General features: G+C 65.9%; 16 protein-coding genes. 8 read left to right on the forward strand and 8 right to left on the reverse strand.

Annotated elements, in window-relative coordinates; translation table 11 throughout:
- Window positions 1-52: 52 nt before the first annotated feature.
- Window positions 53-733 carry a peptidoglycan DD-metalloendopeptidase family protein gene (locus API01S_RS16145; protein ID WP_039883548.1) on the forward strand — a complete coding sequence of 227 codons (681 nt, stop codon included), beginning with the start codon at window positions 53-55 and terminating at the stop codon, window positions 731-733.
- Window positions 734-813: 80 nt separating this feature from the next.
- Here API01S_RS16145 and API01S_RS16150 read toward each other — a convergent pair whose 3' ends face one another.
- The 3 genes from API01S_RS16150 to API01S_RS16160 form a co-directional block, all read right to left on the reverse strand.
- Window positions 814-1,572 (reverse strand): amino acid ABC transporter ATP-binding protein, encoded by a 759-nt coding sequence (locus API01S_RS16150; protein WP_061305252.1) that lies wholly within the window; start codon window positions 1,570-1,572, stop codon window positions 814-816.
- Entirely contained in the window at window positions 1,569-2,249 is a 681-nt protein-coding gene (locus tag API01S_RS16155; RefSeq protein ID WP_039884473.1) for an ABC transporter permease subunit, read from the reverse strand. Before API01S_RS16155 ends, API01S_RS16150 begins: the two co-directional genes overlap by 4 nt.
- A gap of 84 nt (window positions 2,250-2,333) precedes the next feature.
- On the reverse strand, window positions 2,334-3,116 hold the full coding sequence (locus tag API01S_RS16160) for an amino acid ABC transporter substrate-binding protein (RefSeq protein WP_039883546.1): 783 nt from the start codon (window positions 3,114-3,116) through the stop codon (window positions 2,334-2,336).
- Between the two features lie 191 nt (window positions 3,117-3,307).
- On the opposite strand from API01S_RS16160, the gene API01S_RS16165 reads away from it, so the two are divergent.
- A complete protein-coding gene (locus tag API01S_RS16165; protein WP_006221312.1) occupies window positions 3,308-4,405 on the forward strand; it encodes a P1 family peptidase in 1,098 nt (365 codons plus the stop codon).
- A gap of 84 nt (window positions 4,406-4,489) precedes the next feature.
- On the forward strand, window positions 4,490-5,122 hold the full coding sequence (gene trhA / locus API01S_RS16170; RefSeq protein ID WP_050731084.1) for a PAQR family membrane homeostasis protein TrhA: 633 nt from the start codon (window positions 4,490-4,492) through the stop codon (window positions 5,120-5,122).
- Between the two features lie 22 nt (window positions 5,123-5,144).
- Here the strand turns inward: trhA and API01S_RS16175 are convergent, their stop codons facing one another.
- Window positions 5,145-5,618 (reverse strand): Lrp/AsnC family transcriptional regulator, encoded by a 474-nt coding sequence (locus API01S_RS16175; protein ID WP_006221310.1) that lies wholly within the window; start codon window positions 5,616-5,618, stop codon window positions 5,145-5,147.
- A 138-nt stretch (window positions 5,619-5,756) separates the two neighbouring features.
- Here API01S_RS16175 and kynU point away from each other — a divergent pair, with 138 nt between their 5' ends.
- Both kynU and API01S_RS16185 read left to right on the forward strand, forming a co-directional pair.
- Window positions 5,757-7,007, forward strand: a complete 1,251-nt coding sequence (kynU, locus tag API01S_RS16180) for a kynureninase (protein WP_061305254.1) — start codon at window positions 5,757-5,759, stop codon at window positions 7,005-7,007.
- Window positions 7,008-7,086: 79 nt separating this feature from the next.
- Window positions 7,087-8,493 (forward strand): amino acid permease, encoded by a 1,407-nt coding sequence (locus API01S_RS16185; RefSeq protein ID WP_006221308.1) that lies wholly within the window; start codon window positions 7,087-7,089, stop codon window positions 8,491-8,493.
- A 58-nt stretch (window positions 8,494-8,551) separates the two neighbouring features.
- On the opposite strand, the gene API01S_RS16190 is transcribed toward API01S_RS16185, so the two are convergent.
- The 4 genes from API01S_RS16190 to API01S_RS16205 all read right to left on the reverse strand — a co-directional run bounded on the left by API01S_RS16190 (window position 8,552) and on the right by API01S_RS16205 (window position 11,311).
- A complete protein-coding gene (locus tag API01S_RS16190; RefSeq protein WP_061305257.1) occupies window positions 8,552-8,971 on the reverse strand; it encodes a VOC family protein in 420 nt (139 codons plus the stop codon).
- A gap of 69 nt (window positions 8,972-9,040) precedes the next feature.
- Window positions 9,041-9,730 carry a helix-turn-helix transcriptional regulator gene (locus API01S_RS16195; protein ID WP_061305259.1) on the reverse strand — a complete coding sequence of 230 codons (690 nt, stop codon included), beginning with the start codon at window positions 9,728-9,730 and terminating at the stop codon, window positions 9,041-9,043.
- Between the two features lie 84 nt (window positions 9,731-9,814).
- Complete coding sequence (locus API01S_RS16200) at window positions 9,815-10,675, reverse strand: hypothetical protein (RefSeq protein ID WP_050731089.1); 861 nt, start codon at window positions 10,673-10,675, stop codon at window positions 9,815-9,817.
- Window positions 10,676-10,843: 168 nt separating this feature from the next.
- The gene (locus tag API01S_RS16205; RefSeq protein ID WP_006221304.1) at window positions 10,844-11,311 is read right to left on the reverse strand and encodes a CopD family protein; all 468 of its coding nucleotides are present in this window, start codon (window positions 11,309-11,311) and stop codon (window positions 10,844-10,846) included.
- Window positions 11,312-11,470: 159 nt separating this feature from the next.
- Here API01S_RS16205 and API01S_RS16210 point away from each other — a divergent pair, with 159 nt between their 5' ends.
- From API01S_RS16210 to API01S_RS16220, 3 genes are all read left to right on the forward strand, one after another.
- Window positions 11,471-11,980 (forward strand): sigma-70 family RNA polymerase sigma factor, encoded by a 510-nt coding sequence (locus tag API01S_RS16210; RefSeq protein ID WP_039884471.1) that lies wholly within the window; start codon window positions 11,471-11,473, stop codon window positions 11,978-11,980.
- Window positions 11,959-12,951, forward strand: coding sequence for a FecR domain-containing protein (locus API01S_RS16215; RefSeq protein ID WP_006221302.1), 993 nt, complete (start codon window positions 11,959-11,961; stop codon window positions 12,949-12,951). The genes API01S_RS16210 and API01S_RS16215 overlap by 22 nt, the downstream gene beginning before the upstream one ends.
- 110 nt (window positions 12,952-13,061) lie before the next feature.
- Window positions 13,062-15,677 carry a TonB-dependent receptor gene (locus API01S_RS16220; protein WP_061305261.1) on the forward strand — a complete coding sequence of 872 codons (2,616 nt, stop codon included), beginning with the start codon at window positions 13,062-13,064 and terminating at the stop codon, window positions 15,675-15,677.
- Window positions 15,678-15,711: the final 34 nt, after the last annotated feature.

Below are 15,711 nucleotides of genomic sequence, written 5' to 3' on the forward strand. Positions count from 1 at the left end.
TTGCGAAACTGCCCGTGATCCGGCGCGCTTGCGGCCTTTGGCCCGGCTATGGATGCTGGCGTGCATCGTGGCCTTGCTGGCGCTGTTGGCGGCTTGCGGCACCACCAAGGTTCAGCCCGGCTACTACCGTGTGCAATCGGGCGACACGCTTACGCAGATTGCGCGCAAGCAAGGCACCTCGGTCAGCAATCTTGTGCGCTGGAACAGCCTGTCCAATTCCAATTCCATCGAAGTGGGCCAGGTGCTGCGGGTTGAGCCGCCGGCCGGGCAGGCGCGCACATCCGCACCCAGCAAGTCGGCGTCGAAACCGGCGTCATCGTCGCGCTCCGGCACATCGACCGCCAAGCGGCGCACGGCGCCACCCGGCGCGATCTCGCTGGTGTGGCCGGCTGCCGGCAAGGTCACTCGTGGCTACGACGGCGGCGGCTCGAACGGCATCGTCATTTCCAATTCCGCCGGCACGCCCGTCGTGGCAGCCGCTGGCGGCACCGTCGCCTATTCGGGCAGCGGCCTGCGCGGCTACGGCCATCTGGTGATCGTCAAGCACAACGCCAGCTTCCTCAGCATCTATGCCCACAACAGCAAGCTGCTGGTCAAGGAAGGGCAAAGCGTGAAGCAGGGGCAGAAGATCGCCGAAATGGGCAACAGCGACAGCAAGCAGGTTGGGCTGTATTTCGAATTGCGCTACGACGGCCAGGCCGTCGACCCGGCTGGAAATTTACCGCCTAAATGATCTAAGGTGTCTGAAGACACCCTCGATGTTGAAAGATGTCTGAAGAAGCGACGCGTGTTGCACCCGCCGCCAGATACCCCTCATAGCGCCTGAGCATCCTGGGTCAGCGTTGAAATGAACGTGGCCGTGCGCGGGTCTTCCGGACGCGCGAAGATCGTGCGGGACTCGCCGGCTTCCACCACCACGCCATCCAGCAAAAACACGACTTCGCGCGACACGCTGGCCGCCAGGCGCAGGTCGTGAGTGGCCATCAGCATGGTCATGCCTTCGGCGGCAAGCTGACGCAGCACGTCCACCACTTCGGCCGCCAGGCCGGGATCCAGCGCCGACGTGGGTTCATCGCAAAGCAGCACGCGCGGCGCGGGCGCCAGCGCGCGGGCGATGGCCACGCGCTGCTGCTGGCCGCCCGACAGATTGGCGGGCCAGGCATCGGCCTTTTCCGACATGCCCACTTTTTTCAGCAGTTCCTCGGCGCGCGCACGGGCCTTGTCCAGCGGCCACTTCTGCACTGTCAGCAAGCCTTCCATCACATTGCCGATCACGGTCTGATGCGGGAACAGCTGAAAGTTCTGGAACACCATGCCGGTCTGCTTGCGCACGCGCTGCACCTGATCGCGCGCCAGCTTCATGCCGGGTTCGAAATGCACGGTTTCCGGTCCGATGGAAAGCGTGCCCCGGTCGGGCACTTCCAGCAGGTTCACGCAACGCAGCAGCGTGCTCTTGCCGCTGCCCGACGGGCCGATCAGCGCAGTGACGCTGCCTTCGGCGATGGTGACGTCCACCTCTTTCAGCACCCGATTGCCACCAAAGGATTTTTCGATTTGCTGCAGGTGGATCATCGCGTCTTCTCGGAAAACACCGCGTGTTGGCCAAAGCGCCGTTCCAGTCGGACTTGCGCGGCCGACAATACGGAACTGAACACCAGATAGATCAGCGCGGCTTCGGTGTAGAGGATCAAGGGTTCATAGGTGACCGCGGCGATGCGCTGGGCCGCCTGGAATATTTCCGGCACCGTCAGCACCGCGGCCAGCGACGTGTCCTTGACCAGCGCGATGAACGAGTTCGACAAGGGCGGCACCGCCACGCGCGCGGCCTGCGGCAGGATCGTGCGGCGCAGCGCCTGCCCGCGCGTCATGCTCAGGGAGTACGCGGCTTCCCATTGCCCCTTGGTGATGGATTCGATGGCGCCGCGTATGACTTCGGAGTTGTACGCGCCCACGTTCAGCGTGAAGCCGATCAGCGCGGCCGGCAGCGGGTCCAGCACGATGCCCACGCTGGGCAGGCCGTAGAAGATCACGAACAGCTGCACCAGCAGCGGCGTGCCACGGATCAGCCACACATAGAACCGCACCAGCGCCACCAGCGGCGCCGGCCCGAACAGCCGGATCAGCGCCACCACGAACGCCAGCGCCAGCCCCAGCGCGAACGACATCAAGGTCAGCGGAACGGTGAACACCAGCCCGGCGTGCAGCAGCGGCCAGAATGAATCGGCCATCAACTGCACCCAGGCCGGCACGGTCCAGGACCCGATCTGCGCCAGCAGCCAGTCCGGCAGCACGGCCTGTAGCCAGGAGGGTAGCGTCATGAGGGTGCGCGCCGCTTATTGCGTCGACAGGTCCGTGCCGAAGTATTTGACCGAGATGGTCTTGTAGGTGCCGTCTGCCTTGATGTCCGCCAGCGCCTTGTTGATGGCGGCCTGCAATTCCGGATTGCCCTTGCGGATCAGCACGCCCGAATTGCTGAATTCGGCGGTCTTGTCGGTAGCGGCGATCTTGACCTTGGCGTTCGGCTTTTGCTTCTTGAAGTCCAGGAACGACAGGTTGTCATTCACGGTGGCTTCCACGCGGCCCGAAGTCAGCAGGTCGATGGCTTCGTTAAAGCCCTGCACCGCGACCACTTCCGCGCCATGGCTTTGCGCCAGCTTGCCGAAATTGCTGGTCAGCGTGTTGGCGGACTTCTTGCCCTTCAGGTCGTCGAATGACTTGATGCTGGTGTTGTCGTCGCGCACGATCAGCACGGCGGCCGACGAGATGTACGGATCGGAAAAGTCGTATTTGGCTTTGCGCGCATCGGTGATGCCCACTTGATTGATCACCGCGTCATAGCGCTTGGCGTCCAGCCCGGCGATCAGCCCGTCCCACTTGCCTTCGACGAACTGGGCTTTCACGCCCAGGCGTTCGGCAATGGCGCGCCCAATGTCCACGTCAAAACCGGTAAGCTGCCCCGATGCGTCGTGGAAGGTGAAGGGGGCGTAGGTGCCTTCGGTGCCTATCTTGAAAGTGCCCGCCGATTTGATCTGCTCCAACCCGGATTGGGCATGAGCGGCGGTCAGGGCGGCGGCCTGGATAAGGCCGGCGATGAACAACGAGCGGAAGAGTTTCATGGCAATGCTCCGGAAGATCGGTGTCATTTGGGAGGGCACCCGCAAACAGCATGTCCTCCGTCGTAGCCGCACTCTAGCAACGCGCCTATTTTTCCACAAAGCATAAGGAATAGTAAAAATATAGCTGCGAGTCATTAACAGGTGTCCGACCGCATGGGGCGTTCGGGGTCTTGGTGTGATGCGATATCTGAATGGAGATCGGCGTGGAACAGCGATGGAACAGGCGGGCATTCATGGCGGCGGCGGCAGGCGCGGCGGCATTTGCGGGGAGCATGCCGGCGCAAGGCTCCAATGGCACGAGCGGCTCGCGGCGCATGCCGGGCTCGGGCAGCATCACCGACGTTAAAGGCCTGCGCGTCGGCCACTACACCGACACGCGCCGCCCCACGGGCTGCACGGTCATCATTGCCGAAGCGGGCGCGACGGGCGGCGTGGATGTGCGGGGCGCTGCCCCTGGCACGCGTGAAACCGATCTGCTCAACCCCGTCAACATGGTGGAAAAAGTGCATGCCATCGTGCTGGCGGGCGGCAGCGCTTTTGGCCTGGACGCGGCGACCGGCGTGATGCGCTATCTGGAAGAAAAAAAGATCGGTTTTGACGTCGGCGTGGCGCACGTACCCATCGTGCCGTCGGCCATCCTGTTCGACCTGGGGGTGGGCGATGCGTCGATCCGGCCGGACGCGGCGGCCGGCTACCAAGCCTGCAAATCCGCATCGACCGATGCGTCCGAAGAAGGCAACGTCGGCGCGGGTGCGGGTGCCACCGTCGGCAAGCTGTACGGTCCGCAGCGCGCCATGAAGGGCGGCCTGGGCAGCGCGTCGCTGACCGTTGCGGGCGTGACCGTGGGCGCCATCGTCGCGGTGAACGCGGTGGGCGACGTGCTGGACCCGAACACCGGCCGCATCCTGGCGGGCGCGCGTACGGCCGACGGCAAGCAACTGCTGGACACCCGCGCCGCCATCCTGGCCGGCGACCTGCCGCGCGCGATGCGCGCCGGCACCGCGACCACGATCGGCGTGGTGGCCACCGACGCCACGCTGACCAAGGCGCAGGCGCAGAAAATCGCGGGCATGGCCCACGATGGCCTGGCGCGCAGCATCAACCCCATCCACACCATGCTCGACGGCGACACGATCTTCGCGCTGGGCACCGGCACGTCGGGCAAGCCCGGCAACGTGATGCTGCTGGGCGTGATGGCGGCCGAGGCCATGGCCATCGCCGTGCAGCGCGCCATTCTGGCCGCACGCGCGGTGGAAGGGTTTCCCGCCGCGGTGGACTACATCGCCTGACCCGTCGCCGGTGACGTCAAGCTGTCACACGGCGCGCCCATGCTTGGAGCCGCAGTCATGGCTCCAACGCAGGGGAGGGCACGCATGTACGAAGGCGAACGATTCAATGGCGCGACGCATCTGGCGGGCCTGGGATTGGCGGTGGCTGCCTCCGGCGCGCTGATATTGCGGGCAGCCGAATTGAAGGTGGACGCGCGGCAGGTCATCAGCTGCGCGGTATTCGCGGCGTCGATGATCGCGGTCTATGCGTCCTCGGTGCTGTATCACTGCACGCGCGGCCGCGACAAAGCGCGCTGGGCCAAGGCCGATCACTGCGCCATCTACCTGTTGATCGCCGGCACCTATACGCCGCTTGCCTTCGGGCCGGTCGAGCATTTCTGGGGCGCGGTCATGGGCGTGGCGATCTGGCTGTTGGCGGCGGTCGGCATCGGCCGCGAACTCTGGTGGGCGCGCGGCGCGCCGCCAGCGCTGCCGCTGTACCTGGCGATGGGCTGGCTGGGCGTGCTGTTCGCCGCGCCGATCGCGGGGGCCTTGTCATCGGCGGGCCTGGCCTGGTTGCTGGCGGGCGCGGCGGCCTACACGGTCGGCACGCTGTTCTACGTGAACGACAAACGCTGGCGGCACGCCCACGGCATCTGGCACCTGTTCGTCATGGGCGGCTCGGCCTGCCATTTCGTGACGGTGTTCGGCTTCTTGCGCCACGGCGCGCAGGCTTGAGCCGACCCGGGCGCGATCTCCTCTAGCGCCAGGCGGCCAGCGGCAGCATGCCGCCCCGGTCTTTCACTTTGCGCATGACGATATGCGAACAAAGATCGCGCACGCCCGCGATCTTGCTCAGTTTGTCTTCGACGAATTGCGAGAACGCCGCAAGATTGCGCGTGCGCACCGACAGGATGTAGTTCGAGGCTCCCGTCACGATGCTGGCTTCGGTGATCTCGTCGTGCGCCGCGATGCCGGCCAGAAAGGTCTCGTGCCAGCCCGGACGCGACTGGTCCAGCGTGACGTGGACGATGGCCTCCAGTTCGAAGCCGAGCTTGTCGGCGTCCAGCACGGCGCGGTAGTGGCGGATGAAACCGCCTTCTTCCAGCGCTCGTACGCGTCGCAGGCAGGCCGACGGCGACAGCGCCACCTGTTCCGCCAGGTCCTGATTGCTGAGTTGGCCGTTCTCTTGCAGGCGGTAGAGAATGCGCTGGTCGATGGCGTCTAAGGGCATGATGCAATCCAATTCGAAAAACGGACTATCGGTGCAATTAAATGCGGAATCCTAGGGTAAGCCGCGCCTGGGTTTGCAATTTTTCCGCTTGATGGCGCTGCTATCCTGTTCCCAGCATATTGCCCGAAGGAGCATCGCATGACCACCCGCGAAGACTGCGTCGCCGCAGACCGGAAAGACCCCCTGGCCCCCCTGAAAGACCGTTTCGAACTGCCGCCCGGCGTGCTCTACATGGACGGCAATTCCCTGGGCGTGATGCCCAAGGGCGCGGCCGCGCGCGCAGCCGGCGTCATCACGCAGGAATGGGGCACCGACCTGATCCGCAGCTGGAACACCGCCGGCTGGTTCGAACTACCCGCCCGCCTGGGCGACAAGCTGGGCAGCCTGCTGGGCGCGCGCGAAGGCGAACTGGTCGTCACCGACACCACTTCTCTGAACATCTTCAAGGCGCTGGCCGCCGCGCTGCGCATCCAGCAGCACAAGCAGCCCAAGCGCCGCGTCATCCTGTCCGAACGCGACAACTTCCCGACCGACCTGTATATGGTCCAGGGCATGATCGACCTGCTCCAGCAGGGCTACGAAATGCGCCTGATCGACGACGAACTGCCGCTGGACAAGGCGCTGGACGAATCGGTCGCGGTGATGCTGCTGTCTCATGTGAATTACCGCAGCGGCCAGATGCACGACATGGCCAGCGTGACCGCGCTGGCGCACGAGCGCGGCGCGCTCACCATCTGGGACCTGGCGCATGCGGCCGGCGCGGTGCCGGTGGACCTGAACGGCGCCAACGCCGACTTCGCCGTGGGCTGCACCTATAAATACCTGAACGGCGGTCCGGGTTCGCCGGCCTTCATCTGGGTCGCGCCGCGCCATACCAAGAATTTCTGGCAGCCGCTGTCCGGCTGGTGGGGCCACACGCGCCCGTTCGACATGGCGGTGGCCTACGAGCCGGCCGGCGGCATCCGCCGCTATTTGTGCGGCACGCAGCCCATCGTGTCCCTGTCGTTGGTGGAATGCGGACTTGACGTCGCGCAATCGGCCGACATGGCGCAGGTGCGCGAAAAGTCGCTGGCGCTGGGCGACCTGTTCATTGCGCTGGTCGAACAGCGCTGCGAAGGCCATCCGCTCAAGCTCGTCACGCCGCGCAACCATGCCGAACGCGGCAGCCACGTGAGCTTCCTGCATCCCAACGGCTACGAGGTCATGCAAGCCCTGATCGCACGCGGCCTGATCGGCGATTACCGCGAACCCGAGGTGCTGCGCTTTGGCCTGACGCCGCTGTACTTCGGCTATGCCGACGTGTGGGACGCCGTGGACATCCTGAAAGACGTGCTCGACACGCGCGCCTGGGACAAGCCCGAATTCAAGCAACGCTCGACCGTGACCTGAACGCCAACAGAGCGTGGCCCGATCTCGCCGGGCCAGGTCGAGCCCCATCGATAAAAGCGAGCGCGGTACGGAGGAGACAATGAAAAAACCACAAGGATTCGGCCAGATCGCCGAACGCGAACAGGGCCTCAAAAGGCGGCTGACATCGGGCCAGATGAGCATGATCGCCATTGGCGGCGCGGTGGGCACGGGCCTGTTCCTGGGCAGTAAATTCGCCATCGGCTTTGCCGGTCCCAGCGTCATCATCAGCTACGCCATCGGCGGGTTCATCACCTTGCTGTTGATGGGCTGCCTGGCGGAAATGACGGTGGCGCATTCCACGTCCGGCTCGTTCGGGGCCTATGCCGAACACTACATCGGCCCGCTGGCCGGCTTCCTGGTGCGCTACGCGTACTGGTCATGCGTGGTGCTGGCGGTGGGCACCGAGGTCACGGCGGTGGCCGAGTACATGCAGTTCTGGTTCCCCGACGTGCCCGGCTGGTTGTGGGTGTGCGTGTTCTCGGGGGCGCTGATCCTGATCAACGCCATGAGCGTCAAGGCGTTCGGCACGATCGAATACTGGTTCTCGACCATCAAGATCACCGCCATCGTCGCCTTCATCATCCTGGGCGCCTACGTGGTGTGGGGCAGCCCGCAATACGGCGTCGCGCAGTACACCGCGCACGGCGGCTTCTTTCCCAATGGCATGTGGGGCATGTGGGTGGCCGTGGTGATTTCGATCTTCAGCTACCTGAGCGTCGAAATGATCGCGGTCGCGGCAGGCGAGGCCGAAGACCCCGAGCGCGCCGTGAAGAAGGCGTTTCGCGCCACCATCGTGCGGCTGGTGGTGTTCTACCTGCTGACGCTGTCGTTGATCCTGGCGATCGTGCCTTGGAACGAAGCCGACAAGGAAGGCAGCCCCTTCGTGAAGGTGATGCTGGCGCTGGATATTCCCGGCGCGGCGGGCGTGATCAACTTCATCGTGCTGGTGGCGGCGTTGTCGGCCATGAACAGCCAGTTGTACATCACGACTCGCATGATGTTCAGCCTGTCGCGTGCCGGTCATGCGCCGTCTTTGTTCGGCCGGCTGACCCGTAGCGGCACGCCGCTGAACGCGTTGCTGCTGTCCACCAGCGGCATCGCCGTCGCCGTCGTGCTCAAGGTGATCTACCCGGACACGGCGTTCACGTTGATGATGGCCATTTCGATGTTCGGCGCGCTGTTCACGTGGATGATGATCTTCGTCACGCACTACTTCTTCCGCCGCCGCTGGGCCCGCGAAGGCGGCGGCGCGTTGTCGTTCAGGATGCCGGGCTTTCCGGTGCTGACCCTGCTGGGCGCGGTGGCGATGCTGGCGATCCTCGTCACCACCTACTTCACCAGCGTGTTCAAGATGACGCTGGTGTTCGGGGTGCCGTTCCTGGTGATCCTGGCCGTGCTGTTCGTGCTGCTGTTTAAAAAGCGCGGCGAATCGGTCGTCTTGCAAGCGCGCAGCCAGCGCGGTTGACGCCAGGCGCAGCGCCGGCAGGGATGCCGGCGCTGCGTGCTTGCCTCATGCAGACGGATCAGGGGGCGGCAGCGGTTGCCGTCTCGGCCGGATGCGCCGTCGCGTCCGGCTGCGCCGCTGGCGCGAACACGCGCAGCCGGTGGCCGTCGGGGTCCAGCGCCACAAAGGTGCGGCCGAAATCCATGTCGGTGGGCGCTTGCAGGATAGCCAGACCGCGCAGGCTCCATTCCTGATGGCGCTGGTTCAGCGCGTCGGCGTCCGCCACGCAGAACGCCAGTTCGGATGCGCCGCCCCGGCCAGCCGCAGCGGGCTCGACGGTGTAGCGCGACCACAGCCCCAGCTTCAGGCCGGAATCCAGTACGAACAATGCGAAGGTCGGCGAGTTTTCGACCGGCGCGCGTTGCAGCAGCGCGCTGTAGAACGCCGCGCTGGCCTGCGGTTTTTCGACGTAGAAAAGAACATAGTGGGTATCGGACATGATGCGCTCCTTGGGGTGAATGCGCTCATGTTAGGCAGGGGTACTGTCAGTTTTTGGCAGTAGCCTGCATCAGCAGTTCTGTCCGTCCTGCGACAGCGCGCGCCACTCTTTGAGCAGCACGTGGCGGCGGCGCGGATAGCGTTCGCCCGGGGTCAGCGTGGCGATGCGGTCGGTGCGGAAATGCCGGAAGTCGCCCCGCAGTTCACACCACGCCATGACGATGCGCACGCTGTCGAAAAAGCCCAGCGCAAAGGGCCAGATCACGCGCGCGGAATCCGAGCCCTTGTCGTCGCGATAGGTGATGTGCAGGCGGTGTTCGGCGCGTATCGCCTGACGGATCAGCGCCACGTCGACGCGGTCGACCACCATGGCGGCGCTGGGTCCCACCAGCAGCGGAATGGCGTCGAGTTCGTCGCGCAGTTCCTGCGGCAGCACCGCGCCGATCTTGGCCAGCGCGTTGCGCGCCGCCATGACCAGCCGTTCGTCCGATCGGCCCGCCACCCAGCGCGTGCCCAGCACCAGCGCTTCGATCTCTTCGGTGCTGAACATCAGCGGCGGCAGCATGAAGCCGGGACGCAGCACATAGCCCACGCCGGGCTCGCCTTCGATTTCCGCTCCCTGGCATTGCAGCGTGGCGATGTCGCGGTACAGCGTGCGCAGGCTGATGCCCATTTCGGTGGCCAGCCGTTGGCCGCTCACCGGCAGGCGGTGGCGGCGCAGGGTCTGGAGCAGGTCCAGAAGGCGTTCGGTGCGGGACATGAAAAGGGCGGGTGGCGGCAATGCGTAATGCTGCCATGAAATGGCAGCAGGCGGGCGCCTCGCCACCCGCCCGCGCTCGGGCGATCAGGTCCCGATTTTCTTGCCGGTCGCCACGTCGATGACGGTGCCGTCTTCCAGGCTGACGCGGTAGATTTCGCGCAGCACGTTGCCGGCAAAGCCGATTTCCACGATGGACACGTCCTTGAACGTGGTGGCGATGCCGTCGGGCAAGGCCGCGTTGAACTTGTCCGATTCCTGCTTCATGGCGTCCTGCAAGCGGGCGTCGTAGGGAGCCATGCTGTAGACCAGCGTGGTGTGCGGATTGTGGGCGCGCACTTCCTTGCCGTCCTGCATGACGTTGACGCCGCTTACGCCGAGCGTCTTGACCAGCTCGCGGCCGGCCTCGCTCATCTTGGCGTAGACGGGGCCGGTCACGCGCGGCAGCGGGCCGTCGCGCAGCGGCGCCAGCGCGGCGGTGGCCACGGTGTTGTAGCGCATCATGTCTTCGAAGCCCTGGCCGCTCTTGACCACGCCCAGGTCCAGCCACCACGGGTGGCCCGCGCCCTTGGCGGCTTCGGTCGGGTAGAACGTTTTCAAGGTGACGGGCAGCGGCGCGGGCGGCTTGGGCAGCGCGCGCAGCATGCGCGCCGGCGTGGCGGGGTCGGCGCTATGGATATGCACCACCGTGACGTGCGGCAGGTTGGGCGTGTCGGCTTCGGCATTCAGACCCAGGGCGCGCAGGTCGGTCTTCAGCACGCCGTTGACCTTGGCGTCCAGCACGGCGTTGACTTCTTGCGGCAAGCGGTACACGACGCCGTAGGTGGCTTTGTGTTCGCGGAATTCCGGCTTTTCCAACGCGCTGTTGTCGATGGCGTCGGCGGCGTGGGCGGAGAGCGAGGTGGCGAACAGGCCGAGGGCGGCCAGGTGCAATGCGCGTTTGATCATGGGATGTCCCTATCGTTGTTGACGTGACCCGCGAGAGTCAGCCCCAAGTGTGGACGCCATGGATGTACGGGGTATTGCACTCGGCGCAAGATTCCCGATAGCAGCCGCCGCCTTGTTGATGGATTCGTCGCCCGTGGCGGCGGCAGGCTTGCCCAGCAAGGGGGCCGGTCAGGCCAGGAACGCGATGCCCACAATGACGATCCCCAGCACCAGGTTCACGCCCACCCAGCGCCGGATCGCGGCCATGGCCTGCCCGCCGCGCGGCCAGTCCGAGGCGGCCACCGCCGTCGCCAGCCGCTTGTACAGCACGAAGCGGATGTGCCCGAAGATGGCCATCATCAGCAGCCCGCCACCGGCCATCAGCGTCCACGCCAGCGGCATGAAGAACGCGCCACCTGTCTGGACGGCCTGGCTGGCCGCCTGTCCGATCATCGACATCCCGGTCAACAGGATCAGCACGATGGCCACCAGCACGGCGTTCAGGAACGGCCCCAGCACCGACTTCATCAGCGTCAGGCGCGGCTGGGGATCCAACTGCGCGGCCGCCGGCCGCAGGAAACAGTGGGCGAACAGCATGCCGCCTACCCACAGGATCACGGCGATCACGTGGACGAATTTCAGGACGCTATAGAACATGGGATCAGCCCGTCAGGTTAAGTGGCCGCAGGGCGCGGCGCGATCTGTCGCGATCATATCCCCCAAGGTTGCATTTCATTTCGACTTGACCAGAATCATGCTTTTGCAATTAGAATGAGATTGATTTTTATTTGTACTGTAGTGTTCTGGGAGCCCGTCGTGCCTAACCCTGTGCTTGCCTCAGGCGACACCGTCCAATGTCTATACCGCAGCCACCACGGGTGGCTGCAAAATTGGTTGCGTACGAAGCTGGGCAACGCCTTCGACGCGGCCGATCTGGCCCAGGACACGTTCGTGCGCGTGCTGCGCCATCGCCACGAACTGGACACACTGCGCGAACCGCGCGCCTACCTCACCACCATCGCCAAACGCCTGATGCTCAACCATCACCGGCGTCGTTCCGTCGAGGCCGCTTATCTTGAAGCGCTGGCCTTGATGCCCGAACGCCTGGCGCCGCCCGCCGAACAGCGATTGATCATCCTGGAGACCTTGCAGGAGATCGAAGAAATGCTGGCCGGCCTGCCGCTGCCGGCGCGTCAGGCGTTCCTGATGGCGCAACTGGAAGAACTGAGTCACATCGAAATCGCGCAGCGCCTCAATGTGTCGCTGCGGTCGGTGCACCGCTACATCGCCCGGGGGTTCGAGCAATGCATCATGGCGGTGAGTTGAACGGCGCGGGCGGCGATTTGCCGCCCGTCGAGCGCCAGGTGGCGCGTGAAGCGGCGCGCTGGCTGCTGCGCCTTAGCTCCAGCCGCGCCACCGACGCGGACGTACATGCCTGCGATCAGTGGCGCGCCAGCAAGGCCGAACACGAACACGCCTGGCAGCGCGCGCAGCGCGTCAACGAACGCTTCGGCCTGATTCCGTCGGCGCTGGGCATGGCGACCTTGAATCGGCCCGAGCTCGCGCCCCGCCGCGCAGCCTTGAAGGCGCTGGTGGCCTTGATGGTGGCCGGCCCCGTTGGCTGGGCGGCGTGGCGCGCCGACCCGCTGGACTGGACGGCCGACTACCGCAGCGCGACCGGACAGCGGCGCGACGTCACGCTGGCCGATGGCTCGACGCTGCAACTGAATACGGCCAGCGCGGTCGATGTGACCTTCGATGCGGCCACGCGGCTGGTGCGCCTGCGCGCGGGCGAAATGGCTGTGCATGCGGTGGCCGATCCGCAACGCAGCGCGCGTCCGTTCGTCGTGCGCACCGCGCTGGGCGACATCGAAGCGTCGCCCGCGCGCTTCTGCGTGCGTCAGGACGGCGCGCAGTGCCAGGTCAGCGTGCAAGAGGGCAGGGTGCAAATCCGCCGGGCGGGCCGTATGCAGGAGATCGCGGCGGGCCAGCAGGGCAGGCTGACCGAGGCCGGCCCATCCGATCCCTTGCCCGCCGATCCGCATTCCAGCGACTGGACGCGCGGCGTCCTGCACGCCAGCCAGATGCGCCTGGATGCGTTTGCGCGCGAGCTGGGCCGCTATCGCGCGGGCGTGCTGCGCTGCGATCCCGACGTAGCGCATCTGCGGATCTCGGGCGCTTTCCAGTTGGCCGATACCGATGCGGTGCTGGCCGCCTTGCCGGCGACCTTGCCGGTGCAGGTGCGCTACCGCACGCCCTATTGGGTGAGCATCGGACCGCGCGACGCGGCGGCATGACCCGGCCGTTACAAATCAATTGCGCCGGCGCTGTCCGGTTCGCCGATCACGCGGGTCATGGTCTGTATAGGCAAACAAATGCCGATACCCGTTGGATCGAAAGGACGACCATGGCTTCTCTTCCCGCCAGCCGCGCACGCGGCTCCCGACACCTCGCAGACGCGCCGCCTCGCCAGACCCGCCTGAGCCGCGCCGTGTACGCCGCGTTGGCGCTGGCCGCCGTATCCGCGGTGATGCCGCCGCCCGCCGCCGCCCAGGCCAGCGCGGCCAGCGCGCCCGCCGCGCGCAGCTACCGCATCGACGCCGGCACGCTGGCCGACGCGCTGCCGCGCTTTGCCGACAGCGCGGGCGTGACCGTATTGTTCGATGCCGCGCTGGTCGGACAGCGCCGCACGTCGGGCCTGGTGGGCACGTACACCGTCACGGACGGCTTCGCGCGGCTGCTCGACGGCAGCGGCCTGGCGGTGCAGGAACGCAGCCGCAACGTGTTCGTGCTGCAAGCGGCGATACCCGGTGTGACGCAGCTGGCGCCGGTCAAGGTGGAAGGCGAGGGCGCCGCCGCTACGCCTGCCTGGGAAACCAGCACCGATCGCAAGCGCATGGACGATCTGCAAATCAAAAGCTGGAGCGACCTGGGCAAGCGCGCCGAACCCGGCGTGAGCTTTAACCGGTCCAACAACAGCATCAACATCCGGGGACTGGATCAGGACCGGGTCCTGACCCGCGTGGACGGCATCCGCTTGCCGTGGCTCGATGACGGCGCACGCGGCGTCAAGGGCGGCCTGGAAGCCGTGGACTTCAACAGCCTGTCGCGGCTGGACATCGTGCGCGGCGCGGACGCCACCGGCGGCGGCTCGGGCGCGATCTCCGGCATCGCGGACCTGCGCACGCTGGAGCCGTCCGACCTGCTCACCGATGGCAAGACGTTCGGCGCGCTGGCCAAGACCGACTACGACTCTGCCGATTCAAGCTGGGGCGCCAACGCGGCGCTGGCGGGCCAGATCCACAGCAACACCTTCTGGCTGGTGCAGGCTGGCGTGCGCAACGGTCATGCGCTGGACAACCGGGGCGACGTGGGCGGTTACGGCGCCACGCGCAGCGAACCCAGCCCCGAAGACTACGACCAGCGCAGCTTCCTCCTGAAGTTGCAGCAACGCGTCGAAGGCGGCCACCGCTTCGGCCTGACGGGTGAGACGTTCAAGCGCAACGCCGACATCGACAACATGTACGACCAGGGCACGGGCACCAGCTACCTGTACGGCGAGAACAGCACGAAAAAAGAGACCGAGCGCCACCGCGTATCGTTCGACTATTCCTACCAGGCGCCCAGCGCGGGCGGCCTGATCGATTCGGCCACGGCCGTGGTCTATTGGCAGCGCGTGCGGCTGGACAACGCGCTGGACGGCGTGCGCAGCGTCGATGCGCGCGCGCGCATCATCCCCGGCGACCCGTTCCGTTACGGCTTTCCCAGCGGTCCCTACGGACGCAGCAACTCTATCCAGCAGACGCTGTTCGGCGTGAATGGCGAACTGACCAAGCGGCTCGCGGGCGCGTCGGTATCGCAGTTGTGGACGGTAGGCGGCGAGTGGTTCGGCAACAAGACCGAGCAGAATTCCAGCGGCTACGACAACTGCCCCGCCATACGCCCCGGCCTGCCCGCACCCTTTGGCCCGCGCGCGTGCGACATGCTGCACACCAACCAGGCCGACGTGCCGCAATCCAAGGGCAATCAATGGGCGCTGTGGGTACAGGACGAATTCAGCTTCGCTGACGGCCGCTACACCGTCATGCCCGCGCTGCGCTACGACCACTACGAACAGAAGCCGCAGTCCACCGCGAGCTACGCCAGCAACCCCAACGCGGGCGCGCTGCCGCCGTCCAATAGCGGCAGCCGCTTCTCGCCCAAGCTGCTGGCCACGTGGAAGGCAATGGACGACCTGAGCGTCTATGCGCAGTACGCCTACGGCTTCAAGGCGCCCAGCGCCAGCCAGCTCTACACCAACTACGGCGGCCCCGGCACCTACCTGCGCGTGGGCAATCCCTATCTGAAGCCCGAAACCAGCAAGGGCTGGGAGCTGGGCGCGAAGATGGGTTCCGACGAACTCGGCGCTGCGTTATCGTTTTTCGATAATCGTTATCAAAACTTTATCGATACCAATCAACCTCTGGACGCCAGCTCGCCGCAGTGGCAGCCCGGTTGGACCGGACAGTATCCGCTGGGCGTGACCGGCAACGTGAACCGGGGCAAGGTGCGCATCTATGGCGCGGAAGCCAGCGCGCATTGGAAGTTCTCGCCCGGCTGGCGCACGTGGGGCTCGTTGGCGTGGGCCGTGGGCAAGGATGAAGGCACGGGCCAGTACCTGAATTCGGTCGCGCCGCTCAAGGCCATTCTGGGCGTGGGCTACGGGCGCGATGTGTGGGGCGTGGACGCCATGCTGACCACCGCGCTCAAGCGCAACAAGGTCGAATATCCCGATGCGACCACCACCGCGCCCAATGCCGATTTCCAGGCGCCGGGCTATGGTGTAGTGGACTTGATGGGTTACTGGCGCCCGTCCGCCGTGAAGGGCTTGCAGGTGCAGGCGGGCGTCTTCAACCTGTTCGACAAGAAGTACTGGGAAGCCATCAACGTGCCGACCGCCGGATCGCAGGCCTTGCCGCGCACGGTGGATTGGTACACCGAACCCGGGCGCAGCGTACGCGTGTCTCTGACGTATCAGTATTGATCCCGCGCCGCCGTCCGGCGCGTGCCGGGCGGCG

Source organism: Achromobacter piechaudii NBRC 102461, assembly GCF_001571245.1.
In the GTDB taxonomy this organism is placed as follows: Bacteria; Pseudomonadota; Gammaproteobacteria; order Burkholderiales; family Burkholderiaceae_B; genus Achromobacter; species Achromobacter piechaudii.